Genomic DNA, 26,483 nt, shown 5'->3' on the forward strand with positions numbered 1-26,483 from the left:
AAGACAAAATTCCTGAAATGTGCTGTATGTCATATTCGGCTATCACTAGGTACTCTGTGACTCGGCTGGTTGCGCGGCTTTGACAAGAACTGTCAAAGGTTCAACCAACTAAAAGTTGACAGGTCCAGGCGATGGAGCCTGGTCCTCCCTCAGTGAAAGGTGCAACCACTCGTGAAATCACAAGGAAAGAGCTTCGTCAGAAGCGGGGGGCTTCGAAAGGCCGCGGCACTGGCCGTTGGCTTGCCGTTGCTTCTCTCTTCGATGGCGATGCCGGCCCAGGCCGCTCCCACGCCGGAGACGCCCGGGACCGTTGCAGGCGTGGCCAAGAAGAACCTTGACCCCAGTGCCTACAAGGACGGCCGCTACATGGTTGTCCTGGCGGAAAAGCCTGCAGCAACGTACGACGGCGGCACGGCGGGCCTCGCGCCCACCAAGCCGGAAGAGGGCAAGAAGCTCGACGCCGACAGCGCCGAGGTGAAGGAATACCAATCGCACCTGCAGCAGAAGCAGCAGGAAGTCGCGAAACAGGAAAACATCACTATCGAGCGTGACTTCACTACCGCCGTCAATGGCTTCAGCGCCAATCTGACGGCAGACCAGGCCATCAATCTGGCCAAGGATCCCAAGGTCCTCATGGTGGCACCGGACACCCAGTACGCCCCGGACTACTCCACCACCGACTTCCTGAAGCTCAGCGGCCCCAACGGCACCTGGGCCACCCAGTACGGTGGCCAGGACAACGCGGGCAAGGGCACCGTTGTTGGCGTGATCGACACCGGCTATACCCCCTCCAACCCGTTCTTCGCGGGTGAGCCCGTTGGCCCGCTGGCAGGCAACCCGCAGGTCGGCGTTCCCTACCGCACGGCAGATGGCAAGATCGCCATGCTCAAGGCCGACGGCGATACTTTCGTCGGTGAATGCCAGCCCGGCACCGACACCGGCGCGGACTACGACGGCAGCGCCTGCAACTCCAAGGTCCTGAGCACCCACTACTTCGCAGACGCCTTCCTGGAAACTGTTCCCCCGGAAAACCGTGCCCCGGAAGAAGTCATCTCTCCCGTGGACGTGGACAGCCACGGCACCCACACAGCCAGCACCGCGGCAGGCAACGCCAACGTCGACGCCGTTGTGGACGGCCGAAGCTTCGGAACCACCAGCGGTATCGCACCCGCCGCCAAGCTCGCCGTCTACAAGGTCTGCTGGGAAGATACAGATCCTGCCACGGGTGGTTGCTACGGCTCCGCTTCCGTGGACGCGATCGAGCAGGCAATCCTGGATGGCGTGGACGTCCTGAACTACTCCATCTCCGGTTCCACCACGTCCACCACGGATCCTGTTTCGCTGGCCTTCCTCTCGGCAGCATCGGCAGGTATCTTCGTGGCCACCTCGGCAGGCAACTCCGGACCAACCGCCAGCACCGTGAACCACGGAGCCCCCTGGCTGACCACGGTTGCCGCGACCTCGTTCTCGCAGGAGCTTCAGGGAACCGTTGAGTTTTCCGATGGCAGCAAGTTCCGCGGAGCGAGCATCATGAACCGCGAGGTGAGCGGGGCCGGCGTCGTGCTGTCCACCAACGCTGCAAGCGGTGAAGGCAACGCGGCTCTGTGTGCTCCGGGCTCCTTGGATCCGGCCAAGGTAGCCGGCAAGGTTGTAGTCTGCGACCGCGGCGTGGTTGACCGCACCGCCAAGAGCGCCGAAGTACTGCGCGGTGGTGGCGTCGGCATGATCCTGGTGAACCTGACGGATTCGTCGCTGGACACGGACAAGCACGTCATCCCCACGGTCCACGTGAACCCGCCGGCAACGCAGACCATCAAGGACAAGGTGACAGCCAACCCGGCCATCACCGTCTCCCTGCTGAACCGGGACACCACTGGCCTGCCCGCCGAAGCACAGCCGCAGATTGCCGGCTTCTCGTCGCGCGGTCCGTTGCTCGCAACTGACTCTGACCTGCTGAAGCCTGACGTGTCCGCTCCCGGCGTCGCGATCCTCGCTGGTGTCTCGCCGATCGGAACCGGTGGAGACAACTTCGGCTTCCTCTCCGGAACGTCCATGGCCTCACCGCACGTTGCCGGTTTCGGCGCACTGATCCTGGGCAAGAACCCGCAGTGGTCCCCGGCCACCGTGAAGTCCGCCATGATGACCACCGCCGGACCGGTCAAGCTGGCCAACGGCGCCGTCAACAAGGACGTCTTCGCCACCGGCGCCGGACAGGTTGACCCCGCAAAGGTGCTCTCGCCCGGCCTCGTGTATGACGCAACCACCGAGGACTACCTCAAGTTCATCCAAGGCACGGGCATGGACCTGGGGATGGAAGGGCTTGGCACTACCGCACCACGCGACATGAACGTTCCCTCCTTCGCCCTCGGCAACCTCGCAGGCAAGATCGAAGTCACCCGAACGCTCACGGCCTTGACCGCGGGAACCTACCGGGCATCAGTCAACGTTCCAGGTGTCAACGTCAAGGTCACGCCGTCCGTGCTGACCTTCGGAGCTCCCGGTGAGAAGAAGACCTTCAAGGTCCAGTTCGAAAACAAAAACGCTGAGCTGGGCAAGTTCGCCACGGGTTCGCTGAGCTGGCAGGGTGCCAACAAGACCGTCACCTCGCCGATCGCCGTCCGGCCGCAGTCCGTCATCGCGGACAAGGCCCTGGCCTTCACGGGAACCGGCCCCAATGGCTCCGCCACCATCAACATCACTTCCGGCACCAACCTGCCGGTCGGGGTTACGGTTGATGGCCTGTCCAAGGCTGATTCCTCGGCTGTTGAGCTGGTTCCCGGTCCGTTCGCGGGTGACACCAATGCCTCCAACTATGTGAAGAAGGTGACCGTTGGCGAGGGCAGTGCCCTGGCTAAATTCTCGGTCATATCCTCGAACGAGGCCGCGGACTTCGACATGCTGGTGCTCACCCCGTCCGGCCAGCAGTTGCCGGCCGCAACGGCGTCCGCCAGCGAGACCCTGTCCGTTCCCAACCCGGCACCGGGCGACTACTACGTGTTCGCCAACCTCTACGCGAGCCCCAACAACCAGGCCACCAAGGCCACTGTTGATGCCGCGGTCCTGGGTGCCAACCAGGGCAACGCCACCGTGACGCCGAATCCGATCCGCCTGGCCAACGGCAAGACGGGCCAGATTTCGCTGAACTGGAAGAACCTGGAGCCCGGCTCCTACATTGGCCGCCTGACGTTCGCAGGAACCAGTGAGCCGAGCTTCGTTACCGTCCTGGTCAACCCGGGCGGAACCGTAGTGGTTCCGGACGAGGAAGACCCCAAGAAGGACAAGAAGGACAAGAAGCACGGCGGCAAGATCCGCGCCGACGAGCCGACGCAGGGCAACAACGCCGGCTAAACCTCTGACGGACACGCAAATGGGCTGAGGACTCCCGAATTCGGGCGTCCCCAGCCCATTTGCATGTCGTAGACCGGAAAGGGTGTCCTAGACAGCTCCCGTCGAACCTCCGGTGTTCCCCAGCAACGATGCCAGGGTCTTCCAGCGCGCGATCTCGCAGCCGTCGGTCCTGCTGAACTGGCTGTTAACCTTGCGACCACGGAACCATCCCGTGACGACGGCTACCTGCGGGCCGCCGTATTGTTGCGTGCAGATCCGGTCCGGCCGGGGTTCCGGGAAGAAGATCTCCTCGCCAAACTGCTCGACGGCGGCAAGCGCCGCCCGTGCGTCCGGCAAGTTTGAGTCCAGTGAGTCGGGGTCCGGGGAGAGGACACCGGCCACGGACCGGAGGTGGAATTCGTGGCTCTCAGCGCCAGGTGCCTCGGTCAGCGTGACTGTGAGGTCGACGTCGTACTCGCTGTTGGGTGACTCGCTCGTGGGGGAAACCATAGTGACCTTTCGCTGGTGGCGGCGGGTGCTCAGGCGGCCAATCCACTCAGCTCATGGAGGAGCGGATCTACTGCCTGGAGCACGCGGGTCCGCAGCTCCTGGGATTCGGCCGCGAAAGCCCGCTGGTATTCAACGTACTCGGCCTTGCCCTGCGGTGTCTCGATCCTGATGGGTGGGTAGCCCCATTCTTCGAGATCATAGGGGGAGGCCTGCATATCCATGACGCGGATCCTCCATGAGAGTTCGAAGCAGTCCATCACCAGCTCGCTGGGCAGCGCCGGGGTCAGCTTGTACGCCCACTTGTAGAGGTCCATGTTGGCGTGCAAACAGCCCGGCTGCTCCATGGTCCGCTGGTTTTCACGGGTGGGTTCGAGCTCGTTCAGGGGAATGGCGTCCGGAGTGTAGAACCGGAACGCGTCGAAATGCGAGCAACGGATACGGTTCTCCTCCACCACGGTGTCCGTGCCTTCACCACCAAGTCGCAGTTTCAGGTATTCGTGCCGCAGCTCAAATTTCTCCTGCCGGTACACCATGGCCCACTCGTGCAGGCCAAAGCAGCCGAACTGGGCCGGGCGCTTCGCCGTGCCCGCGAGGATGATTCCCGCGAAGCGGACAGCTTCGGAGCGGTCGGCCAGGAAGCCGCGGCGATCAAAGGTAACCGCCGGCGTTCCCGCCGGCAGCCCGAGTGAGGTGAGCTCGCCGTCGTCGAGCGTTCGGTAGAACTTCCATGTGGCGCGCGCAAGGGCGCTTGGGCCGCTGAGAACAGTGCCGTCGCCCGGATGCCAGCGCAGCAATTGGCCCGGCTTCTGCGTGTAATAGGTGAACAGGAAATCCTCAACAGGGTGCTTCCGGCCCGCCGAACGCCTGGCCAGGTAGGGGTCCGCGTAGCGCGCCACCCGGGTGTGATGGGCTGCCTCCAGCCCGAGCCATTGCTCCTGGGGGAGGTGCCGCAGCCTAGAGTCCGCCATCTGATCCGAGGATGCTCTTTGCGGCGTCCCACAGTGCGATCTGGCAGCCGTCCGTGCGGTTGAAGGCCGCGGTGACTTCCTTGCCGTCCACGGCGCCGGTCACCTTGGCCGTTGCCGGGCCGCCGTACTGCATGGTGCAGGCCTGGTCCGTTTTGGTGGGGGCAGGATTCAGGATGGCGGGGTTGTTCTTGATGGACGTGCAGGCTTCGGCGGCTGTTGGATGGTTGCTTTCAGCGGCCGGGACGCCGTCCGCGCAGACGAGCGTGAAAGTTTGGGGCGCGGCTTCGGGGGATTCCACCAGCGTGATGGAGAGTTCGGCGCTGCCGGTGCCGGTGGCTGCTGACGCACTGGGAGTTGCACTGCCGGGGCTGCTGCTTGAAGGGGACGACGACGGGGCTTGGCTTGCGCTGCCTGTGGTACCTGGGGTTGGGGTGCCTGAGCATGCGGCCAGGCCGGCGACGGCCAGGACTGCCAACAGGGGCCGAACAAATCGCATGCGCATGGAATCTCCTAGGTTGCGTCCATTTTACGTGGCACTTGTGGTGCCCGTTTCTCTGTTCGCTTCAAGAACACCACCGGGGCAGTGCGCTTGGCTAGGGGGCACGCGGGTGGTCTGCCTGGATTGCAGGGTTGGTCCGTTAGAGGGAGTTGTTCCGCTGGGTGGCAGCGATCAGGCCCGTCATTGCCTGGTGCAGCTCGGCTACCTCTTCCCGGCTGAGTTGAAGGCGCTCGCGGATTTCACCGGGGACGGCGGTGGCCTGCTGGCGGAGGGCGGCGCCTTTTTCCGTCAGGGTGATGGCCAGGGCGCGTTCGTTGCCGGGAACGCGTTCCCGGGTGATGAGTTCGGCTTCCTCCAAGCGTTTCAGCAGTGGGGAGAGTGTTGCGGGCTCGTGGAGGAGGCTGTCGCTGATGTCCTTCAACGTACGGGGACTCCGCTCCCAGAGGGCCAGCATCACCAGGTACTGGGGGTGCGTTAGCCCGAGGCGTTCCAGTACGGGCTTGTAAACGCCCACCACGCTGCGGGAAGCAACAGTGAGGGCGAAGCATAGTTGGCGTTCCAAAAGGAGGTCGTCGACTTCCTGGGTGCTCTGGTCCGTGGCCGTCATGGCTGCCTCCTGTGCTTGCATCCGCTCGCGTCGATCAATTAGTTAGTGTACTAATGATTAGCGTACTATGGACTCATTGAACCGTCTAAAAAGGAGTCGATCCGAGTGGCCAAGGAATCCCTCACCCGGAAGTTCATGCGCGCCACAGGCAAGTTCAGGGTTGTTTTCGGCCCCGCGCACAGCAGTTCCCTCGACCATGAAATGACTGAAGCCAACCGGAAGCTGCTCGCCCAGCGCCAGGCCGAAACCCAGCAGTGGGAAACACTCCGCCGCCCCGACGGCAGCACCTACGTAGTGCCCCGCAACCCGGACGACAAGTCCCTGCGGTAAACCCCCTCTATCTCGGCGTTGGATTGTGGGCGTAAAATTGCCTCACTGAACGGCACGCACTGACCCTGCCGCTCTTTCTCTCCTGTAGGAAAGGAGGTGGAAGAACATGGGACGCAGAATGGAAGGCTTCGTCCATGTGACCGAGCGGCTGCAGTCCGTTTTTGGACCGGCAACCCACGGCGACGCGGACAGCCCTGTGGTGCACAAGCATGACGACTTCGAGACAGCCTCCGAAGCCGATCTGAAGAATTTCGACATCGAGACGGACTCTGAAGGGCATCACTACGCGGTCCGTAACAACGATCCAGGCCCTACCTCAACTGACTACTCCATGCGTCACTGACTATCGCCCAACTCATCAGCATGCTTAGTATGTAGGAGCAGGGTGATGTCGGGACAAGAGGGGGTCGTCAATGAGTTTCCAGGATGATGCAGCAGGGGTTCCCGCCGGGGCTCCCCGTCAGGACAGGGCTGTCCCACCTCCCGTGTCCGGCGCGTCCAGGCCCACCCGCACGGCCGCCTTGTGGGTGGCAGTGGCCGTTGGCTTGGTGGTCCTGGTGATGCTGATCGTGTTCTTTGTCCAGAACCAGGACATGATCACGGTCCGTTTCTTCGGGCTGCAGGGAACGCTCGCGCTGGGCACCACCCTCTTTATCGCGGCCGTGGGCGGAGGCGTGCTGGTGGCCCTTGCCGGAGGAGCGCGGATCCTCCAGCTCAGAATGGTCAACCACCGCCGCAAGAAGACGGTGGGCGGCCCGGGAGCGGCGCCGTAGGGACTCGAGGCTGCCAGCTGTTAACTGCGGAAGGACCGGAGCGCTTGCTCCGGTCCTTCCGCAATTTAATCCCGACGGCGGCACTCCCTGACGATGTTGATTCCGCCGGGGTGGTGGGCTGTCTTAGCCTTCGCAGTCGGTGCAGTAGGCGACGCCATCTTTTTCGCGTGCGATCTGCGAGCGGTGGCGAACCAGGAAGCAGGAGTGACAAGTGAACTCGTCGTTTGCCTGCGGAATGACCTGGATAACCAGTTCTTCGGCGACGATTTCGCCACCGGGGCCGTTGGCGTCGAGGCCATCGGTTTCGTCCAGTTCAAGCACGACACTCTTGGCCGTGGGAGCGCTGGCGGATTGAAGAGCCTGGAGCGACTGCTCCTGGTTCTCTTTTACATCGGTACGGAGTTCGTCGTAATCGGCTGCCACTTTTTAATGCCTCTTCGTGTTAGGGGGTTACCGGGTATGCAACGTACAGCATGCCACGAAAATTCCATACCATACCCCAGTTCTCCCGCTTGTGGCGAAAACCACGTGGGTGACGGGCAAAAAAACCCGCCACCCAGCGTGATTTCGCCCATGTGTTACCGGAGTTCGATGTCCAATGATTGGAAGTGGTCGGCCGCGTGGCGACCCACAAGCAGGCGGAACGTGCCCTGCTCAAACTGCCAGCCGCCGTCGTAATGTGCAAACGCCTTGGCGGGGATATGTATTTCCACGCTTTCGGTTCCGTTCGCGGCAAGGTGCGTTCCGGCGTAGCCGGCAAGCCAGCGGACGGGACGTTCGACGGCGGAATCGGCGCGGTCCAGATAGACCTGGACCACTTCCCGGCCGGTACGCGTGCCGGTGTTCTTGACGGGCACGTGGACCACGACGTCGTTCCCGGCGGTCACCGCCTGCGGTGCGTGCGCTGTGCCGAGCTCGAACGTTGTGTACCCGAGGCCATAACCGAACGGGAGGGCCGGGGCTGCTCCGCCCTCTGCTTCCTGCTTGAGCCAGGCGCGGTAGCCGATGTGGATTCCTTCGGCGTAGACCACCTTGCCCTCAACGGGGGTGGTGTTCAACACCGGGACGTTTTCCAGCGCGGCGGGCCAGGTGGTGGGCAGGCGTCCGCCAGGCTCTTCGATGCCCAGCAGGATGTCTGCGATGGCGCTGCCGAACTCCTGGCCGCCGAACCAGCCCAGCAGGACTGCATCCACCTTGGCCAACCATGGCATGAGCACTGGCGAGCCGGAGTTCACCACCACCACCGTGCGCGGATTGGCTGCCACGACGGCCTCCACCAACTGGTTCTGGTAGCCAGGGAGGTCCAGGTCCTTGCGGTCGAAGCCCTCGGACTCAATGGCGGCGTTGGTGCCCACCACAACCACTGCGACGTCGGAGGCACGGGCGGCTTCCACCGCGGCGTCGATCTCTGCCTGCGGGTCTGGAACCACGGTTTCCTCGCCCAACAGGATCGCAGTGAAGGGGATGGCCTGCTCCTTGGGCAGCTGGTACTCGGCCTCGATGCGGACCGCTTGGCCGGCCGCGGTTTCAAGGGAGTGGACAGTCTTGGGCGGGTCGAACAGGGCGGCCCCGAGGACCTCGGTGTCGTCCTCAAGTTCACCGTTGAAGACTTCCGTGCCGTCCAGGACGAAGCGGATCGATCCCACGGTCCCCACGCCCAGGTGGTGCACGCCTGCTGTTTCGGGTGTCCAGTCCGCTTCCATACGAATGGAGGCGGCGCCGTCGGGAATTCCTACGCCGAACCAGATGAGGTGTGAGGCAAGGCGGTCTTCTCCGGAGATTTCCGTGCCGTCTTCGGCGAGGAAGGTCACGCGGATTCCGGGGACGTCGGAGACCGGGTTATGCAGCGAGGTGCGGGGGAAAGCCTGGATGCCTTCTGCCACCTTGGCGCCGCGGGCGTAGGTGACTGTGACGTCGTCGGGCAGTGCTTTCCGCAGCCCGTCAAGCGGCGAGACGGTGTACTTGGGCATCACGGTGGCGCTGCCGCCGCCTTGGGTGCGGGCTTCGTCGGCATTGTGGCCGATCACCGCGATACTGCTGAGCGTCTTGGCATCCAGCGGTAGCAGGCCCTGGTTGCGAACAAGCACGGCACCGCGGACGGCAACTTCACGCGCGACGGCGGCCCCGTTCAGTTCTGCGGGGAGCTGGGTCACCGCGGGTTCGAAACCTTCCAGCGAGCCCACGCGGGCTGCGAGGCGCAGGATCCGGGTGACCTTTTCCAGGATCGCTTCCCGGCTGACGCGGCCATCGTTGACGGCGGCCAGGAGCTTGGGACCCCAGTGGCCCACCGGGCCGGGCATTTCCAGGTCCTGGTGTGCGTTGGCGGCGTCGACCGAGCGGACACCGGTCCAGTCCGACACGACGACGCCGTCGAAACCCCACTCGGTGGACAGTGGTGTTTCAAGGAGCGTGTTCTCGCTGGCGGTGGTGCCGTTGATGGAGTTGTACGAGCTCATGACCAGCCAGGCGCGGGCTTCGGTGATGGCGTCCTCGAAGGCTGCCAGGTAGAGCTCCCGCAACGGTCGTTCGTCCACTACTGAATCGGCGGTGAAGCGTTCAGTTTCGGCCTCGTTGGCCAAGTAGTGCTTCGGAGTGGCGCCGACCCCCATGGACTGCACGCCGGCAACGTACCCCGCTGCCATGGTGGCGGTGAGCCGCGGGTCCTCGCTCATGCACTCAAAGTGGCGTCCGCCCAGCGGTGAGCGGTGCAGGTTGATGGTGGGGCCCAGGACAGCGTGGACGCCCTTGCGGCGGGCCTCCTGTCCCAGGACCTGGCCATAGCGGTGGGCCGTTTCGACGCTCCACGTCGCGGACAAAGCCGACGACGACGGCAAGGAGACGGAGTCGTGACGCTCATCGAAGTCTTCGCCGCGGACGCCTGCGGGCCCATCGGACATGACGACGCGGGACAGTCCGATCTCCGGGATGGCGTGCGTGGACCACACGTCCGCGCCGGTCAGGAGCTGCACCTGCTGCTCGAGGGACAGACTCCGGGCCAGTTCCTGAATTCTGGCTTCCGCATCCTGTGTTCCTGCCTGTGGCGCCGTGACAGCTGCCGGGAGGGTGGGATTCATTTACTTGACTCCTTTGATACGTGTGACGAGGAGGGCGCCGATGATGCCGACTACCGCACCACCGAGGAACAATGCGGGGTAGCCACCCAGTGCGATGACAGGGAAGGCAATGGCAGGCACCAGGGACTGGGGAAGGGCCTGTGCAATGTTGAAGACACCGAAGGTTTTGGCATTCTCCGACTGGTCTTTTGGCAGCAGGTCCGTGATGAGGGCGACGTCCACGGCGCTGAAGATGCCAAGCCCCAATCCGAGGATGCCCTGGCCTACCAAGACCTGGCCGGTGCCCGTGCTGGTGGCGATGACGATCAGGCCGGCCATCATGATCAGCGCGGACATGATCACCATGCTCTTGCGCTTGCCAAGGCGGTCGCTGATCCAGCCGCCGGCGAGGCTGGTGATCACAGTGCCGGCAGAGCTCACCAGGGTTGCCTGGAACACCAGGCTGGTCACCTGTGTTTCGGCTACGTGGAGGTGGTCGGTGAAGAAGTACGGCAGGTAGAGCAGGCCCGCGCAGTATCCGACGTACACCATGAATTTGGTCAACCAGGCCCAGCCAAGGCCCGGGAAGGCCTTGGGGTTGAAGTAGAACGAGCCCAGAATCTCCTTGACGTTCAGAGGTGCCGGCTTCTCGGTGAGGACACGGTCCTTGAAGGTGAAGGCGAAGGCGATGGCTACCGCCGTTCCCACGATGCCGGGGACCACAGCCATCTGGAGGGCGTTGTCGAACATCTGGGCGAAGAAGGCTGCCGCCACGAGGCCGATGGGAAGCGTCATGCCGATCAGGCCGGACAGGCGTCCGCGCTCCGAGGGGCCAGCCTGGTCAGGGAGCGTGGCTACGAGGGCAGCCAGAGCAGCGTTGAAGCCCAGCTGTGCTACAACCCAGGCGATCAGGACGGTTCCGACGTTGGTCCCGGAGCCCAGCAGGAAGAGTGCGGCCAGGCCGACCAGGGAGCCGCCTACGATCCACGGCTTGCGCATCCCGAAGCGGGAGGTGGTGCGGTCACTCAATCGGCCGAAGAACGGGTTCGCCAGGAGTGCAACGGCCGCTCCCACTCCTGCGACGAGGCTGAGCGCACCCGCGCGGGTATCCGGGGTGGTGATCTCTGAAACCTTGATGGCGAGGACTACCAGGGCTGGGGCGAGGACTGCCATCCACAAGCCTGCGCTCGCGATCGGCATGCCGATGACGTAGGCGCGCGAAGCCGATTGAGGCGGGGTGCTTCCGGTACCCGGGGCGGCGGTTTCCGCGCCTGCCTTCTGCTGATCGATATTGAGGGCCACATTGCCTCCTGATGAACGGGTGGCCCACCGTTGGGCCGCTGCAATGACTCTAGTCCTGAAAATCTAGTGTGACTAGGTTTTTGACAAAAAAGTCGAGTGACCCTCGATATTTAAACCGTGAAATAGACTGAACGGATGTCTACGACGAGGGCCCGGGGCCAGTACGCCAAGGGGGCCGAGCGCCGCGAACAGATCATCCAGACGGCCACTGACGTTTTCGCTACGGAAGGGTTCGAGGGGACCGCGCTGAAGCGGGTCGCCGAACTCGTGGGCGTTAAGGAAGCCACACTTTTCCACTACTTCAAAGGCAAGCAGGAGCTTCTCACCGCAGTCCTCGCCGAACGCGACCGTCGGTCGCTTGCCGTTGGCGGCGACATCGGAGTGGGCCTTGACCTGATGGCGCCCATCGCTGAACGGAACGAGCGTGAGCCTGGGCTGACCACCCTCTATGCGGTCGCCTCAGCCACGGCCAACGACCCTCACCACGATTCCCACGGTTACTTCAAAGAGCGCTACGAGACCGTGGTGCGGGACATCGCAGCTGACATTGAGCGGCGCCAAGCCACCGGAAAGGTCCGCTCAGACGTCAACTCCGTGATGCTGGCACGGTTGACGGTCGCTGCCTTCGACGGACTCCAGTTGCAGTGGCTGTACGACAAGAACGTGGACATGGCCGATGGCCTCCGGCAGCTCATCGAGGTGCTGCTGGCGCCATCCCACCCAACTGAGTAACAGATAAGGCCGTTCTGAGCGCTCAGAACGGCCTTATCTGTTACTTACTTGGGGGCGTTGCCCTTGGTGACCCTAGCGGCCGGTGCCGCCGTAAACGGTAGCCTCGGCGTCGCCGTCGAGCTCGAACGCATTGTGGATGGCGCGGACGGCGTCATCCAGTGCGTCTGCGCTGGTGACCACGGAGATGCGGATTTCCGAAGTGGAGATCATGTCGATGTTGATCCCGGCGTCGGAGAGGGCCTTGAAGAACGTCGCCGAAACGCCCGGGTGCGAACGCATGCCCGCGCCGATCAGGGAGAGCTTGCCGACGTGCTCGTTGTATTCAATGCTTTCGAAGCCGATCTGGCCTTCGGCAGCACGCAGGGCGGCCAGGGCGTCGGCACCCTCAACGATGGGCAGCGTGAACGAGATGTCCGTGCGGCCGGTGCCGTGGGTGGAGACGTTCTGGACAATCATGTCGATGTTCGAGTGCGCATCGGCAATCACCTGGAAAATCGCCGCAGCTTTGCCGGGGATATCCGGGACGCCTACTACGGTGACCTTGGCTTCGGACCGGTCGTGTGCAACGCCGGAGATGATTGGCTGCTCCAAGGCAACTCCCTCTTGAATGTTGAACTTCTCGTCGGCGCCCGGGATGACCCACGTGCCTTCGTGCTGGCTGAATGAGGAACGGACGTGCAGCGGCACACCGAAACGGCGGGCGTACTCCACACACCGCAGGTGCAGGATCTTGGCGCCGGAAGCGGCCAACTCCAGCATTTCCTCGCTGGAGATTCGGTCGATCTTCTGGGCGGACGTCACCACGCGCGGGTCAGCGGTATAGATGCCGTCCACGTCCGTGTAGATCTCGCAGACATCGGCTTCCAGCGCTGCGGCCAGCGCGACGGCGGTAGTGTCCGAGCCGCCGCGGCCAAGCGTGGTGATCTCGTTGGTGCTGCGGCTCATGCCCTGGAAACCGGCCACGATTGCGATGTGGCCCTTGTCCAGTGCGGTGCGGATGCGGTGGGGGTCGACGTCGATAATTCGCGCCTTGCCGTGGATGCCGTCGGTAATCATGCCGGCCTGGGATCCCGTGAAGGACTGCGCGGAAGCGCCGAACTTGTTGATGGCCATGGCAAGGAGGGCCATGGAAATTCGTTCGCCGGCGGACAACAACATGTCCATTTCGCGGGCGGGAGCGGAGTCAGTGACCTGACCCGCGAGGTCCAGGAGTTCATCGGTGGTGTCACCCATTGCGGAGACAACAACCACAACCTCGTTGCCGGCCTTCTGCGCATCCACGACGCGCTGTGCGACCCGCTTGATGCCATCGGCATCGGCAACCGAGGAACCGCCGAACTTCTGAACGATCAGCTGCTTGGTAATGGCAGCCTCGTTGGAGAGCTCTTCGATCTTCACTTCGGTAGTGGGCATAGTCATGCGCGCACCCTCACTGCATCAATAGGGTTCGAACGCGGCATGCTCCAATTCGGGCACGCCTGCGTAGCTTATTTGCCCAGTTTATCGCCGTGTGCAGTTCGGGCAGGAATTGTGACCACATGGCGGCTACCTGCGATGACTACCACCCGGCAGTGCCCGGACCACCCTTGAACGGGCCGACGACCTGCTGTGTGATCCACCCTCCATAGAAGTTGCCTTCCTGGAACGTCACCCGCTCGCCGTCCACCTCGCACGAGTCCATATGCTCCGGGTAAAGCGCCACTCTGCTGCCCAGCGCTTCGAAGCCCCGTGCGGGGCTTGGGTAGGTCCACCCTGCCCGCTCAACCACCGTCCCGCCGGCAGTGATGGTGAAGTAACTGGCCTTGCCCTTGAACTCGCAGAAAGTGGTTCCCCCGACAGGGACCAGCGCACCGTCCGGGAAGGCGTCCAACGGCACGTAGTAGACAGGAGGATGGCTGGTCTCCAGGACCCTGACGGAGTCAGTGGTATCAACAATCACCTGACCTCCAAGCCGCACCACAATCCGCTCGGATCGAGGCTCCACTCTGGGCGGCCGCGGGTAATCCCATACCGATTCCTGGCCGGGGGCCGGCTTGATGGGACGGGGACGCCGAAAGACACCGGAAACACTGCGATGGGAGACCATGCACCCATGGTGGCACCCTCGGCTGGGATCTCCCCGTGAAGTTTCGGCGTATCGGTGACGGCGTGCCCGGCGTACCATCCACTTCATGAGGACTTCGGCAGGCGATGGCCGGCTTATCTGACCACACGGACGCATCGGGTCCGGCGGGCAACGAGCCCGAATACGAAGTGATCGGCGGTGTGATCGACGATCAGCCCTCCGGCTTGGCCCGCCCTATGCCAGGAGCCGGGTCCCCGCCCCGAACCGCCGGAAACTTTGGGGCTGCCGCAGCGGAGGCATGGCGGAGTGCCCGGACATCCTTCACCTCGTGGTGGTTCTGGCTTGGCTGCGCACTGGGGATTGCCGCCGCCTGGGGCTTGGCCGCGGCCGTGGTTTCTTTTGCAGAAGCCAACGGATGGTTCGATACCAGGGTTGCAAGTGCCATCTACTTGATCACGGCGGTCTTCCTTACGCTCGCTGCCGCTGTGCTGGGAGCGGTGTGGGGCTTCCGACATTCCCAAGGGCGCCTTCTTGTCCTGTTGATGGCCGGAGGTATTCGAGGAGTCGCTTTGGGAGCGCTCGCGGGTGGTGTTTTGCTCGTGGTGGGCGCCAGTGTCGGCGGGCCGACGGCACTGGCCGTTGCCGCCGTCGTCGTTATTATCCTGGAAGTGGCCCTGTTCGGACTGATCGGTGCGGGTGCGCGGGCATGCTTTGCTGCAGCGGCGCCGGGGGCGGCATTGACCGCCTTGGTGGTGGCTTTCCTGTGCGTTGGAAATGTGGTGGCCACCATCCTGCTCCTTCCCGGGACCACGGTGATGGACACGGCTTCCGTCCCGGTGAACGTGGAACGCGACGATTCCGGCAGGATCATTGCCTACGAGTGCGTGGGCAATCTCCGCCCGGTTGAAGTGGTCCACACAGAACGGGTTGCCTGGTTTGCGGCAGCCAACCCGGCCCTGCTTTTGGGAAGCGTGGGCGCCGACGTGGTGCCTACGGACAATGAACTTGGCTGGCTGCTGGCCGGCCTGCAGTGGGCCGCCGATGGGCCCTCACGCGATGTGCCGTGCCTCGGTGGCGAATCCAGTGACGGGCTGGCACCGTCGGTTCCTGTCTTCGTGACCGGCCTCGCGCTGCAGTCCTTGGTGGCCGGCCTGGTGCTGGTACCTGGCCGGCGGCTTAGGGCCCGGCGACTGGCGACAGGCTCTGGCTAGGCCCCTCGGCGCACGTACTCGGAAATCACGACGCCGGAGCCGAACGTCGTCGTCGTAACCTCTTCGAAGGCGCTTGGCTGGTAGGCACCCGGCGCGAAGAGCGGTATGCCATCGCCGAACAGGAGTGGGCTTCGTTTCAGAACCAGTCTGTCGATTTCACCGGAAAGCTGCGTAGCCAGATGGCCGCCTCCACATAGCCAGATCGACTTACCTGGCTCGGACTTCAATCTGCGGACTACGTCCACCGGGTTCTCCTGGGTCAGCTCCAGGTTTGGGTGCTCGCCCGGGATGTCCGCCTTGGTGTGCGACCGGGAAAAGACCACCTGCTTAAGATGCTGATAAGGGCTGGTCATGCCAGCTGGTAGACCTACGGCGTAAGTGTTCCAGCCCATCACGACGGCGTCGAAGGTCGCTTTGCCTTGTTCGATGCCCATGGCGTCCGCGGCCACTGTGGGTATGGCTTCGGGGAAGCGCTCAATTTGGGCGGCCATATGGTCACCTTCCACCGGAAACGCGTCGAATTCCCCTCCCGGACCGGCAATGTACCCATCCAGGCTGACGGCAACGTAGTACACAAGCTCTCGCACGGGACCCCCATCACGGTTGTTGTTGGTGATTGCGAGACTACAACAAGGCGTTGCGCCTGCCCTCGAAGGCCCTGCCGAGGGTAACTTCGTCGGCGTACTCCAGGTCTCCACCCACCGGCAGGCCCGACGCGAGTCGTGTCACCGTGATTCCGATCGACTTGAGCATGCGGGCTAAATACGTTGCAGTCGCTTCGCCCTCAAGGTTGGGGTCGGTGGCGATGATGATCTCCTGGATGGCGCCATCATTGAGGCGTGTGAGGAGTTCCCGGATCCGCAACTGCTCCGGACCGATGCCCGCAATGGGGTTGATGGCCCCACCCAGCACGTGATAGCGGCCGCGGAAGGACCGGGTGCGTTCCACAGCCAGGACGTCCTTGGACTCCTCAACCACACAGATGACCGACGGGTCTCGGCGCTGGTCGCGGCAGATGTTGCACTTTTCCTGCTCGGTCACGTTGAAGCACACGGAGCAGAACTTCACGCGTTCCTTGACAGTGGTGATGGCCGTAACCAGGCGCTTCATGTCCTCTGGATCAGCCTCCAGGATGTGAAATGCCAGGCGCTGCGCTGACTTGGGGCCCACACCGGGAAGCCGGCCGAGCTCGTCAATCAGCTCCTGAACTGCACCTTCGTACACAATGTCCTCATTTGGTTGAAATCAATGCTGGAATCAGCGGTTGTGCAGGGGAGAACCGTCCAAGGCGCGCTCTTCGATCAGCTTTCCGCCCAGAATACGCTCCACAGCTGCCCGCCCAAAGACCCTCGATTCCTCGATGGTCTCGTCCTCCGGGCTGGGGATGTCCTCCGGCACGGAGTCCGGCTTCACCGGGGTCCTTACCGGCGCTTGGACACGGCCAGCCTGGGCTTCGGGGCTGTTGGTCAACCGCTGGTACAGGCTCTGGCGGCCATTCGGATTGCCCGACGGCGCGGCCTCCTCCAGCGTGGCAACCGAACCATGCGCTTCCTCGGGTTGGGCCGCCAAGGAGGGCCAGGTCGGCGCGGCGGCGTTGCTGCTTCCTGCGGGGGCGCCGCTGCTGACGGGCTCGGGCATCGATTGTGTTGCGGGCCAGCTCGACGCCGGTGCGACGTCCCAGCTTGAACTTGGGTTCTGTTCCGCGTTGGTCGGGTGGCCGTAGGTGCCGGTGGTTGCTTCCGGAACCTGGGCTGCGGCCGGCTCGTAGTCGGGAGCGTCCGGCGCCGTTGCGGTTTCTTCGGCCGCTTCGGCGGGTTTCTTGCCCACGTTGGACTCTGTGCCCACGACCCAAGTACCCGGCGCTTGCTCGACGGCCCTGGACCACGGGTCGTCGGACGCTGCTGTGGGCTTGGCGGTGCCCGCTGATGGCGAAGATGCAGCCGTAGTTGCGCTGCTTGCTGGGGCCGACGTGGTGGCCGCTGACGGCGCCGAGGCACTCGAAGGGGAAGCGGGGACACTGGGTGCCGGTGTCGCAGTTGCAGGCGCCGCGGGTGCAGTACTCGGTTGGCCATATCCCGACGGGGGCTCCCAATCCGCAGGTGGCTCTTCGTCCAGGGGCGGAGCGTCCTCGTCGAGCGGCGGACCCCAGTCGTCGTCAGGGTACGAGTAGTCGCCGGAGGGCTCGGGAGTCGGCGTTGAGGCGGGGGTCGGCGTGGTCGGTGCTTGCGTTGAAACAGCCGGTTCCGGAATGTGGGCAGCCGGCGTTGGGACTGTGGGTGCCGGTGCGGTGGGTTCCGCCTGGGCAGGGGTGGCCCTCGCTGGCACGGATGCTGCTGCCGGAACAGATGCTGCCGGTGCGGCAGCAGGTGCTAGACCCCACGCGGAGTCGACAGCTGACACCGGTGCCGGCACCGAGGCTGTTTCAGCACGCGCCGACGCCAGGGCGCCCGCTGGTGCTGCAGCAGCCGGAGATTCCCGGCTAGTAGGCGCTTTTGGGTTTGGCTCAGAGCTCGCTGAGCTGTTGCCGCCAGCGACTGCCACGATCTGGCAGTCGATGCCAAGGGTCTTGTGGATCGCTTGGCGAAGGTTCTCGGCGTGGTCTGCGCGGCCGAACGCGCCCGCAAGGCCGCCCGTTGTGAATGCCAGAGTCAGGACCTGGCCGTCGAACTGGGCAACCTGGGCGTTAGGCTCCACCAGCGCCCACGTGCTGCGCTTGATCTTGGTCAGGGTCTGCAAGACGTCGGGCCATGCGCGACGCAGAGCCTCCACATCTCCGCTTCCTCCAGAACCAGCAGGTCCTCCCGCGGTAGCGGGCTGCGGAGCTTGGGGCGCCGATTGCGCTGGGGCTGCCTGCGGTGGGGCTTGAACAGGTGGTGCTGCCGGGGACTGTTCTGGCGCCGGCGCTTGAACAGGACTGGGCTGCGAGGTGGGGGCCTGGACGCGATCAGCCGGGGCGGGGGCAGCCTGAGGTGCAGCAGCCTGCGGAGCACGACCGGAAGCCTGGCGGTCCTCAACAGGCCAATCGCTGGTGGACACTCGTGGTGCTGTGATGGCGTCGCGCGACCCGGCGTCAGCGGCCGGCGCGGGCGCGGCAGGTGCCGAAGCAGGCGTCCGCGGCGAAGCAGCCGGCGCAGCAGGTGCCGATGCAGCGGGTGCCGGCACGGAAGGTGCGGGCTCAACGGCAACTGGTGCCACGGGCGCAGAGGCGAGGGCCGGCGTCGGCTGTGCAACAGGCGCAGCAGCCGCCGTAGCAGGCGGGCCGGCAGCAACGGCCGGCGCGCCGCCGTCGCCCGCGTAATTCAGGCGACGTTCCACGCGGTCGATGCGGGCAGCGATGCCTCGCTCGGTCTGCTCAGCGCTTGGCAGCAGGATTCGGGCGCACAGCAGTTCAAGGTGCAGCCGGGGCGAGGTGGCGCCCGTCATCTCGGTGAGGGCGGTGTTGGTGACGTCGGCCGCCCGGGAGAGTTCGGCAGCGCCCAGGTTGGTGGCCTGGTTGCGCATGCGGGCGATCTGGTCCGCGGGCATGCCACGGAGGATCGCCTGTGCGCTCTCGGGCATCGCCTGGACGATGATGAGGTCGCGGAAGCGTTCCAGCAGGTCTTCAACGAATCGGCGGGGATCGTGCCCGGTCTGGATAACGCGATCCACGGCCTTGAAGACCACCGCGGCGTCGGAGGCTGCAACGGCATCCACGATGTCGTCCAGCAAGGAAGCGTGTGTGTAGCCGAGCAGGGCCACAGCGAGTTCATAGTCCAGGCCATTCGGTCCGGCGCCAGCCATGAGCTGATCCAGCACCGACAGGGTGTCGCGGACCGAGCCGCCACCGGCGCGGATGACCAGCGAGAGCACGCCGGGAGCCACCGGCACGTTCTCCTGTTGGCAGAGAAGCTCGAGGTACTGCATCAGGGGCTCGGGTGGCACCAGCCGGAAGGGGTAGTGGTGCGTGCGGGAGCGGATGGTCCCGATGACTTTGTCCGGCTCCGTGGTGGCGAAGATGAACTTGATATGTTCCGGCGGCTCTTCGACGATCTTCAGAAGCGCGTTGAAGCCGGCCGACGTGACCATGTGGGCCTCGTCGATGATGAAGATCTTGTAGCGGTCCCGGACAGGGGCGAAGGTTGCGCGTTCGCGGAGATCGCGGGCGTCGTCGACGCCACCGTGGCTGGCGGCGTCGATCTCGATGACGTCCAGGGAACCCGAGCCGCCGCGGGCGAGCTCGATACAGCTGGGGCATTTGCCGCAAGGGGTGTCGGTGGGGCCCTCGGCACAGTTCAGGCAGCGGGCCAGGATGCGCGCCGACGTGGTCTTGCCGCAGCCGCGGGGGCCGGAGAAGAGGTAGGCGTGGTTCACGCGGTTCTTGCGGAGCGCCGTCATCAGCGGCTCCGTGACGTGTTCCTGCCCGATAACGTCCGCGAAAGAGTCCGGGCGATACCTTCGATACAGGGCAGTTGTAACAGTCACAAGTGAAACCTACCTATAGAGACTGACATTTAAATAAGTGACCCCTCATGCACCCGCCAGAGCCCATCTACCCTTGCTACCTTCCGGTCCTGGGGGAGTTCAACAGGATGACGCCACATGAGGGGCCGTCGACAAGCTTACCCGAACTTGGGTTGGGGTTCGAATCGGCCTGAAGGCCTGTGGATAAGGCTCGACGGCGGGTGGCTGGGTTGCGTGAATCACCGCCACCCATTCACCGGCCACGTCATGAAAGCCGGTTCCTCGTAGGGGTGGGCGGCCCGCAGGGCCTGCACCAGGCCGTCGAGCATGTTCTCCTCCACCACGCACTCGACCCGGGTTTCCGGCACCTGCTCCTCAATCCCCACCTCACCTACGGAGGGTCGCGCTCCGGGCAGGGGCGTGAAGCGGCCAGTACCTGGCGACGTAAAGGCGCAGTGGGAGTAGTTGCCGATCCGCCCGGCGCCGGCGTCGCCAATGGCCAGGAGGACTTCTTCGATATGCGTCTCAGGAACGTAAACGACCAAGGCGTGGAGCTGCGTCATGGGAACATCCTGTCAATAAACTTCGGCTACAAACAGGTCTCAACCATTGCAAAAGCCGGTATCACAGCGGACTATGGGTATGTACACCGATTGGGGCAATCTCAAGATTGTGAGCTGCGGGGCCTGGGAGCGAGGGGCCGGACCCGGCAGCTCAACGATGTACCGCAAGAATGGGCGCGTTGGGGGCGTCCATTTTTCCGTTAACGGACGTGTTTCCGAGGCCTTCCAGGGGTGGTCATTCGGCCCGATTACACGTTGCCGAAATTCTCAGGTACAGTAGTATCTGCTTTCGAATCGGAAGCAAGGAGAATTCGCCTAGCGGCCTATGGCGCACGCCTGGAACGCGTGTTGGGTTAACGCCCTCGGGGGTTCAAATCCCCCATTCTCCGCGGTTGGCCCCAGTCCTTGGACTGGGGCCTTTTGCGTTTCCTGAAGGTAGTCCGCGTCCGCGGCCTCAGCCCGCGTCCGCGTGCTGCTCGGCGTCCTGCTGCTGCGCCGCCGCCACCCTTTCCAACACTTCGCGGCAGGCTGCGGTTGCGGGGTGGATGCGGCCTGCTGTCCTGGTGGAGGTGAACACGGTGCGCTTTGGCAGGGCCGGGAGATCCAGCAGTTGAACGGTACGCGAGCGCCCGGTCCACACAAGGTCCGGCATGAGTGCCACGGCATTCCCGGATTCAATGAGCCGGATCTGCGCTTGGAGATCGGCCGTTTCGTATCTGACGTCGGGTTCGAAGCCCGCGGACCGGCAGGCTTGCTCTGCCCAGTGCCTTGAGGCTGCGCCGCGGGGTTCCATGACCCACGGCATCAACGCGGTGTCCGCGAGCGTCGATACCGTTTCGCCGCCGAGTCCCACCGGGGGAGTGGCCAGGCGGATGGCGTCGCTGGTGAGGGTGACGCGGTCCAACCCGCTGTGGTGCGGAGCAGCGTGGCCGGGGTATTGCTCGGCCACCACAAGGTCGAAGTCCCGCGCCCATGTTTCGTAGAGGGCAGTCTCGGGCTCGCGTTGGGTCATTTCCACGCGCACCTCGGGATACTCGTGCCGCATGATGGTGAGGAAATCCGGCAGCAGGGCCAGGGCCGCGGACTGGAAGACGGCCAAGCGAACCGTTCCCGTGACCATGGAAAGCGAGGCGGCGAGCTCGGTTTCCGCACGCTCCAGCGTTTCCAGCAGCGCCGCCGTGTGTGCCACGAGGATCTCTGCCTGGGGCGTCAGCTGCACGCGACGCCCCGCTTTGCGCAGCAATTCCACGCCGGCTTCCTTCTCCAGGAGAGTCAACTGTTGGGACACTGAAGATGGGCTGTACTGCATGGCATCGGCCACCTCCGCGAGGGTCCCGCGGATCTTCAACTCGTGCAGCAAACGCAGCCTGCGGACGTCCAGCACGGGGGCCTCCAAAAGATCGGGATGGGTAATCAATATTCGTCAGAAAAGATCGCTTTTCCTAACGTGATTGTAGATCCATACTGATGGAAACAAACAAACTTCTCCGTCCCAGAAGGAGCCCCCATGACCAGCACCATCCCGGATGCCACCGCCCCGAGCAGCCAGGATTCCGGACAGTTCGATGCTTTGGCGCAGGAAGCCATCGCGTTGGTCCGCCACTGGCTCACAGAAGCCGGCAAGATCCCCGTGGATGTCTCCGCCCAGCGCCTCGCCGGCGTTTTGAAAGACCCCAACGGCCTGGACTTCACGGTTGGATTCGTCGATGGCGTCATCCGCCCCGAGGACCTGTCGGTCGCCGGCCGTAAACTCGCAGAGTTGGCACCCAAGGTGCCCAAATTCCTCCCGTGGTACATGCGCAGCGCGGTCCGCGTAGGTGGCGTCATGGCTCCGATCGTCCCGCAGGTAGTTATCCCGATCGCCCGCCGCGTGCTCCGCGAAATGGTGGGCCACCTGATCGTGGACGCCACTGACGCCAAGCTCGGCCCGGCCATCGCCAAGATCCGCCAGGACGGTGTGCACTTGAATGTGAACCTCCTCGGCGAAGCCGTCCTGGGCGAGCACGAAGCGCAGCGTCGCCTGGAAGGCACCCTGAAACTCCTGGCCCGCGATGACGTGGACTACGTTTCCATCAAGGAGTCCTCCACCGTGGCACCGCACTCCCCGTGGGCCTTCGACGAAGCCGTCGACCACGTGGTGGAGAAGCTCACCCCGCTGTACCGCCTTGCCGCGTCCTTCCCCAAGCCCAAGTTCATCAACCTGGACATGGAGGAATACAAGGATCTCAGCATGACCATCGCGGTGTTCAAGCGCATCCTGGACATGCCGGAGTTCAAGAACCTGGAAGCCGGCATCGTCCTCCAGGCCTACCTCCCCGACGCCCTCGGTGCCATGCAGGAACTGCAGGAGTGGGCCACCGCACGCCGCGCCCAGGGAGGCGCCCCCATCAAGGTTCGTGTGGTCAAGGGCGCCAACCTTCCCATGGAGCAGGTTGAAGCTTCCCTTCATGACTGGCCGCTGGCCACGTGGGGCACCAAGCAGGACTCGGACACCAGCTACAAGAACGTCATCAACTACGCCCTCACTCCGGAGCGCATTGACGCGGTCCGCATCGGCGTCGCAGGCCACAACCTGTTCGATGTCGCCTTTGCGTGGTTGCTAGCCAAGCAGCGTGGGATTGCCCAGCAGGGACCGAAAGCCATCGAATTCGAGATGCTCCTGGGCATGGCGACCGGCCAGGCCACCGCAGTCCGCAAGGACGTCGGCAGCCTCCTGCTCTACACGCCGGTGGTCCACCCGGGCGAGTTCGACGTCGCCATCGCCTACTTGATCCGCCGCCTCGAAGAAGGCGCGAGCCAGGAAAACTTCATGTCCGCGGTCTTCGAACTGAGCGAAAATGAAGCCCTGTTCAAGCGCGAGCAGCAGCGCTTCCTGGACTCCCTCGCCGGAATGACGGACGAAGTTCCCGGCCCTAACCGCAAGCAGGACCGCCGCCTCCCGGCTGAGCCTGCCCCGCTCGAGGGCTTCAGCAACACGCCTGACACCGACCCTGCCCTCCCGGCCAACCGTGCCTGGGGGCGCGACATCCTCAAGCGCATCCCCGGTTCCACCGCAGGCAACAAGATCGTGGAGTCCACCAAGGTCTCCGACGCCGCCGAGCTGGACCGCATCATCGCTACCGCCGTGGAACACGGCAAGGCATGGGGCGCCCGTCCCGCCGCGGAGCGTGCAGCGATCCTGCACCGCGCCGGCGACATCCTTGAAGCCCGCCGTGCCGAACTCCTGGAAGTCATGGCGTCGGAGACCGGGAAGACCATCGACCAAGGCGACCCCGAGGTCAGCGAAGCAATCGACTTCGCGCACTATTACGCCGAGCGCGCCAAGGACCTGGAAACGGTCGACGGCGCCACGTTCGTCCCAGCCAACCTCACCGTGGTGACCCCGCCGTGGAACTTCCCGGTGGCGATCCCCGCAGGCTCGACGCTCGCAGCGCTCGCCTCAGGCTCCGCCGTCGTGATCAAGCCTGCAAAGCAGGCCCGCCGTTCCGGTTCCGTCATGGTGGACGCGCTGTGGGAAGCCGGCGTGCCTCGCGAAGTGCTGGCCCTGGTGCAGCTCGAAGAGCGTGACCTTGGCACCCAGCTGGTCTCGCACCCGAGCGTTGACCGCGTCATCCTCACCGGCGGCTACGAAACCGCCGAGCTGTTCCGCTCCTTCCGCCAGGACCTGCCGCTGCTCGCGGAGACCTCCGGAAAGAACGCCATTATCGTCACCCCGAGCGCTGACCTGGACCTCGCTGCCAAGGACGTTGTGTACTCGGCGTTCGGTCACGCGGGCCAGAAGTGCTCCGCCGCATCCCTGGTGATCCTGGTGGGCTCGGTTGCCAAGAGCGCCCGCTTCCACAACCAGCTGATCGACGCCGCACGCTCCCTGACCGTGGGCTACCCGGAGGACGCCACCACGCAGATGGGGCCGATCATCGAACCGGCCAACGGCAAACTCCTCAATGCCCTCACCACCCTGGGCGACGGCGAAACCTGGGCCATCAAGCCCGAGCGCCTCGACGAAACCGGCCGTTTGTGGTCCCCGGGCATCCGCTCCGGCGTCAAGCGTGGCTCCTACTTCCACCTGACCGAGTTCTTCGGCCCGGTCCTGGGTGTCATGACCGCAGAGACCCTGGAGGAAGCCATCGCCATCCAGAACGAGATTGAGTACGGCCTCACCGCCGGCTTGCACTCCCTGGACTCCGCTGAAATGGGCGTCTGGCTGGACACCATCCAGGCCGGAAACCTGTACGTCAACCGCGGCATCACCGGTGCAATCGTGCAGCGCCAGCCGTTCGGTGGATGGAAGAAGTCGGCAGTCGGTGCCGGAACCAAGGCCGGTGGACCGAACTACCTGATCGGCTTGGGCAGCTGGCTCCCCGCCGAAGCCAAGGCCAAGCGCGGCACGGTGCTCCAGGGCGCAGCCGCTCAGCTCCTCGCTGCTGCAAAGTCCGCCGACGTTACCGCTGAAGAACTCCAGACCCTGCAGCAGTCGCTCTTCAGCGACGCCGCAGCCTGGGAATCCGAGTTCGGCACCCGCAAGGACGTCTCCGCCCTCTCCGCAGAGCGCAACGTCTTCCGCTACCGCTCCCTCCCGGTCACCATCCGCCTCTCCGAAGGTGGGCGGCTCGCTGACCTGCTGCGCGTGGCAGCAGCCGGAGCAGTGGCGGGCTCGGCCCTCAAGGTGAGCTCCGCCGTCGTACTTCCTGATGCCGTTGTGACCGTGTTCGCGAACCTGGGCGTCAGCGTCCGGATCGAGGACGACGCCGCGTGGCTGGGCCGTGCGGCCAACTTCGACGCCGGCCGGATCCGCCTGATCGGTGGCGATTTCGCAGCGCTGAGCGCAGCGATGGGCGGCCGTCCGGATGTGGCTGTTTACCACGGTGCTGTGACCCAGGCAGGCCGGATCGAGATGCTGCCGTTCCTCCGCGAGCAGGCCGTTTCCATCACGGCCCACCGCTTCGGCACACCGAACCACCTGTCGGATCACCTGATCTAGTTTGTGCGCCGAGGAGTGACCTCTCGGCACTAAGCACGCACCAAAAGGTTGAAAGCCAGCCCCTCGGCGAAGTCCACACCACGTGGGTCCCCGCCGAGGGGTTGGCTTTCGCCTTTATGGGAGGCTCAAAGGGTTGAGATCTGACCCCTCGGCGAAGAGCGAAGGGTTTAGAGCCAGCCCCTCGGCGAAAGGCACTTCAGGCCTCGGCGTAGCCCAGCCTTTGCAGCCTGCGCAGCGCTGCTTGCTCGCTGGGACCGTGGGAGCCCAGGGCGAATCGGACCATCCCCAGCACGCCACGCGCCGCCAGGATGGCCGGCAAGGGCACGGGGCCAAGCCTGGCGGGCCGGAGGCCGAGCAAGTCCCGGTACTTGGGCTCAAGGCTTGCGACGGCGGCCGCGAACAGTATGCGGTAACCGGGCTTGAGGAGTGGGCTCAGGGGAGGATAGCGGATGAAGGACACCGTCTCGGCAAGCCGCTCATCGGCCCGGAGTATCCCCGAGGCGTACCACTGCTCCAGTTCGTCACGGACCTGGGCCTCGGTGAGTGGCGGGTCCAGAACTCCCATGAGCCGTCCTGCCGCTGCCCATTCGCGGACGTAGGCATCGGGGCCGCCCGGGATTGCCCTGCCCCAGATCCGGTTGGCAGTGAGGAAGGAGTCCGCGTAGGTGACGTGGACCCAGCGGAGGAGTTCGGGATCGTTGGCGGCGTATTCGCGCTCCACGCCCTGTCCGTCACGGTAGGTTCCCCGGACCCGCTCATGGATCTTCCGGACCCGGGCGGTCGCGGCTTCAGCGGCCTCCGTGGAGCCGTACGTTACCGTGAAGATCCACCGCACGGTGTTCGCGAGGCGCCCCAAGGGGTCCTTCTGGAAGCCGGAGTGTTCGTAGACGCCAGCGAGCGCGCCGGGATGGAGGGCCTGCATCAGCAGGACGCGGATGCCCGCCACGATGGTGGCCACGTGGCCGTGCACCGCCCAGACGGCCGACCCCGGGAGGTGATATCCGGCGTCGTTCCCGTCTGCGAGCCGCGGCACCCACTCCGGAGGCGTGCCCGACGTTCCCGTGAAGGTGCGCTGCAGCTCGTGCCTGTACTCCGTGAGGTAATTCCTCATAGATCCCATGA

The 26,483-nt window shown here is 64.5% G+C and carries 22 protein-coding genes, 1 tRNA gene and 1 other RNA gene; 8 read left to right on the forward strand and 16 right to left on the reverse strand.

Translation table 11 applies throughout. The features are described 5' to 3' along the window. Nucleotides 1-261: 261 nt before the first annotated feature. Complete coding sequence (locus tag QEH68_RS03475; RefSeq protein ID WP_280627964.1) at nt 262-3,348, forward strand: S8 family peptidase; 3,087 nt, start codon at nt 262-264, stop codon at nt 3,346-3,348. A gap of 87 nt (nt 3,349-3,435) precedes the next feature. Here the strand turns inward: QEH68_RS03475 and QEH68_RS03480 are convergent, their stop codons facing one another. The 4 genes from QEH68_RS03480 to QEH68_RS03495 form a co-directional block, all read right to left on the reverse strand. Beyond that, on the reverse strand, nt 3,436-3,837 hold the full coding sequence (locus QEH68_RS03480; RefSeq protein ID WP_207596175.1) for a serine protease inhibitor: 402 nt from the start codon (nt 3,835-3,837) through the stop codon (nt 3,436-3,438). Between the two features lie 29 nt (nt 3,838-3,866). Next, nucleotides 3,867-4,805, reverse strand: coding sequence for a 3-methyladenine DNA glycosylase (locus QEH68_RS03485; RefSeq protein WP_280626518.1), 939 nt, complete (start codon nt 4,803-4,805; stop codon nt 3,867-3,869). Beyond that, entirely contained in the window at nt 4,792-5,307 is a 516-nt protein-coding gene (locus QEH68_RS03490; RefSeq protein ID WP_280626519.1) for an SSI family serine proteinase inhibitor, read from the reverse strand. Before QEH68_RS03490 ends, QEH68_RS03485 begins: the two co-directional genes overlap by 14 nt. Nucleotides 5,308-5,443: 136 nt before the next feature. Beyond that, the gene (locus QEH68_RS03495; RefSeq protein WP_280626521.1) at nt 5,444-5,911 is read right to left on the reverse strand and encodes a MarR family transcriptional regulator; all 468 of its coding nucleotides are present in this window, start codon (nt 5,909-5,911) and stop codon (nt 5,444-5,446) included. 105 nt (nt 5,912-6,016) lie between these two features. Here QEH68_RS03495 and QEH68_RS03500 point away from each other — a divergent pair, with 105 nt between their 5' ends. From QEH68_RS03500 to QEH68_RS03510, 3 genes are all read left to right on the forward strand, one after another. Beyond that, nucleotides 6,017-6,241: a hypothetical protein gene (locus QEH68_RS03500; protein WP_026541816.1), complete on the forward strand. Its 225-nt coding sequence runs from the start codon at nt 6,017-6,019 to the stop codon at nt 6,239-6,241. Between the two features lie 106 nt (nt 6,242-6,347). Next, nucleotides 6,348-6,584, forward strand: a complete 237-nt coding sequence (locus QEH68_RS03505; RefSeq protein WP_207596179.1) for a hypothetical protein — start codon at nt 6,348-6,350, stop codon at nt 6,582-6,584. Nucleotides 6,585-6,654: 70 nt separating this feature from the next. Next, on the forward strand, nt 6,655-7,014 hold the full coding sequence (locus tag QEH68_RS03510) for a LapA family protein (RefSeq protein ID WP_207596180.1): 360 nt from the start codon (nt 6,655-6,657) through the stop codon (nt 7,012-7,014). A gap of 123 nt (nt 7,015-7,137) precedes the next feature. Here the strand turns inward: QEH68_RS03510 and QEH68_RS03515 are convergent, their stop codons facing one another. The 3 genes from QEH68_RS03515 to QEH68_RS03525 form a co-directional block, all read right to left on the reverse strand. Further along, nucleotides 7,138-7,437 (reverse strand): DUF4193 domain-containing protein, encoded by a 300-nt coding sequence (locus tag QEH68_RS03515; RefSeq protein ID WP_011773410.1) that lies wholly within the window; start codon nt 7,435-7,437, stop codon nt 7,138-7,140. 155 nt (nt 7,438-7,592) lie between these two features. Next, nucleotides 7,593-10,088, reverse strand: a complete 2,496-nt coding sequence (locus tag QEH68_RS03520; protein ID WP_280626527.1) for a glycoside hydrolase family 3 C-terminal domain-containing protein — start codon at nt 10,086-10,088, stop codon at nt 7,593-7,595. Further along, on the reverse strand, nt 10,089-11,369 hold the full coding sequence (locus tag QEH68_RS03525) for an MFS transporter (RefSeq protein ID WP_242703512.1): 1,281 nt from the start codon (nt 11,367-11,369) through the stop codon (nt 10,089-10,091). Nucleotides 11,370-11,504: 135 nt separating this feature from the next. Between QEH68_RS03525 and QEH68_RS03530 the strand changes: the two genes are divergently transcribed. Further along, nucleotides 11,505-12,101, forward strand: coding sequence for a TetR/AcrR family transcriptional regulator (locus QEH68_RS03530; RefSeq protein ID WP_207596182.1), 597 nt, complete (start codon nt 11,505-11,507; stop codon nt 12,099-12,101). Between the two features lie 72 nt (nt 12,102-12,173). On the opposite strand, the gene QEH68_RS03535 is transcribed toward QEH68_RS03530, so the two are convergent. Both QEH68_RS03535 and QEH68_RS03540 read right to left on the reverse strand, forming a co-directional pair. Beyond that, nucleotides 12,174-13,520 (reverse strand): aspartate kinase, encoded by a 1,347-nt coding sequence (locus QEH68_RS03535; RefSeq protein WP_011773413.1) that lies wholly within the window; start codon nt 13,518-13,520, stop codon nt 12,174-12,176. Nucleotides 13,521-13,659: 139 nt separating this feature from the next. After that, entirely contained in the window at nt 13,660-14,040 is a 381-nt protein-coding gene (locus tag QEH68_RS03540) for a DUF427 domain-containing protein (RefSeq protein ID WP_348537383.1), read from the reverse strand. A gap of 251 nt (nt 14,041-14,291) precedes the next feature. Here QEH68_RS03540 and QEH68_RS03545 point away from each other — a divergent pair, with 251 nt between their 5' ends. Continuing rightward, nucleotides 14,292-15,377, forward strand: a complete 1,086-nt coding sequence (locus tag QEH68_RS03545) for a hypothetical protein (RefSeq protein WP_280626533.1) — start codon at nt 14,292-14,294, stop codon at nt 15,375-15,377. On the opposite strand, the gene QEH68_RS03550 is transcribed toward QEH68_RS03545, so the two are convergent. The 5 genes from QEH68_RS03550 to QEH68_RS03570 all read right to left on the reverse strand — a co-directional run bounded on the left by QEH68_RS03550 (nt 15,374) and on the right by QEH68_RS03570 (nt 20,380). Continuing rightward, nucleotides 15,374-15,964: a dihydrofolate reductase family protein gene (locus QEH68_RS03550; RefSeq protein WP_280626535.1), complete on the reverse strand. Its 591-nt coding sequence runs from the start codon at nt 15,962-15,964 to the stop codon at nt 15,374-15,376. The two genes, QEH68_RS03545 and QEH68_RS03550, sit on opposite strands and share 4 nt — an antisense overlap. Before the next feature lie 37 nt (nt 15,965-16,001). Continuing rightward, nucleotides 16,002-16,601, reverse strand: coding sequence for a recombination mediator RecR (gene recR, locus QEH68_RS03555; protein WP_089593619.1), 600 nt, complete (start codon nt 16,599-16,601; stop codon nt 16,002-16,004). A gap of 33 nt (nt 16,602-16,634) precedes the next feature. Further along, nucleotides 16,635-19,838: a DNA polymerase III subunit gamma and tau gene (locus QEH68_RS03560; RefSeq protein ID WP_280626537.1), complete on the reverse strand. Its 3,204-nt coding sequence runs from the start codon at nt 19,836-19,838 to the stop codon at nt 16,635-16,637. Nucleotides 19,839-19,871: 33 nt separating this feature from the next. Beyond that, an RNA gene (ffs, locus tag QEH68_RS03565) (signal recognition particle sRNA small type) lies at nt 19,872-19,968 on the reverse strand. Nucleotides 19,969-20,056: 88 nt separating this feature from the next. Further along, nucleotides 20,057-20,380, reverse strand: a complete 324-nt coding sequence (locus QEH68_RS03570; protein WP_280626538.1) for a hypothetical protein — start codon at nt 20,378-20,380, stop codon at nt 20,057-20,059. A 304-nt stretch (nt 20,381-20,684) separates the two neighbouring features. On the opposite strand from QEH68_RS03570, the gene QEH68_RS03575 reads away from it, so the two are divergent. Then, nucleotides 20,685-20,769: transfer RNA gene (locus tag QEH68_RS03575), tRNA-Ser, on the forward strand. 65 nt (nt 20,770-20,834) lie between these two features. On the opposite strand, the gene QEH68_RS03580 is transcribed toward QEH68_RS03575, so the two are convergent. Further along, nucleotides 20,835-21,764, reverse strand: coding sequence for a LysR family transcriptional regulator (locus QEH68_RS03580; protein ID WP_207596186.1), 930 nt, complete (start codon nt 21,762-21,764; stop codon nt 20,835-20,837). 123 nt (nt 21,765-21,887) lie between these two features. Between QEH68_RS03580 and QEH68_RS03585 the strand changes: the two genes are divergently transcribed. Next, on the forward strand, nt 21,888-25,361 hold the full coding sequence (locus tag QEH68_RS03585; protein ID WP_280626539.1) for a bifunctional proline dehydrogenase/L-glutamate gamma-semialdehyde dehydrogenase: 3,474 nt from the start codon (nt 21,888-21,890) through the stop codon (nt 25,359-25,361). Nucleotides 25,362-25,557: 196 nt separating this feature from the next. On the opposite strand, the gene QEH68_RS03590 is transcribed toward QEH68_RS03585, so the two are convergent. Next, entirely contained in the window at nt 25,558-26,481 is a 924-nt protein-coding gene (locus tag QEH68_RS03590; protein WP_207596188.1) for an oxygenase MpaB family protein, read from the reverse strand. Nucleotides 26,482-26,483: the final 2 nt, after the last annotated feature.

It is taken from the genome of Paenarthrobacter sp. OM7 (assembly GCF_029873575.1).
GTDB lineage: Bacteria > Actinomycetota > Actinomycetes > Actinomycetales > Micrococcaceae > Arthrobacter.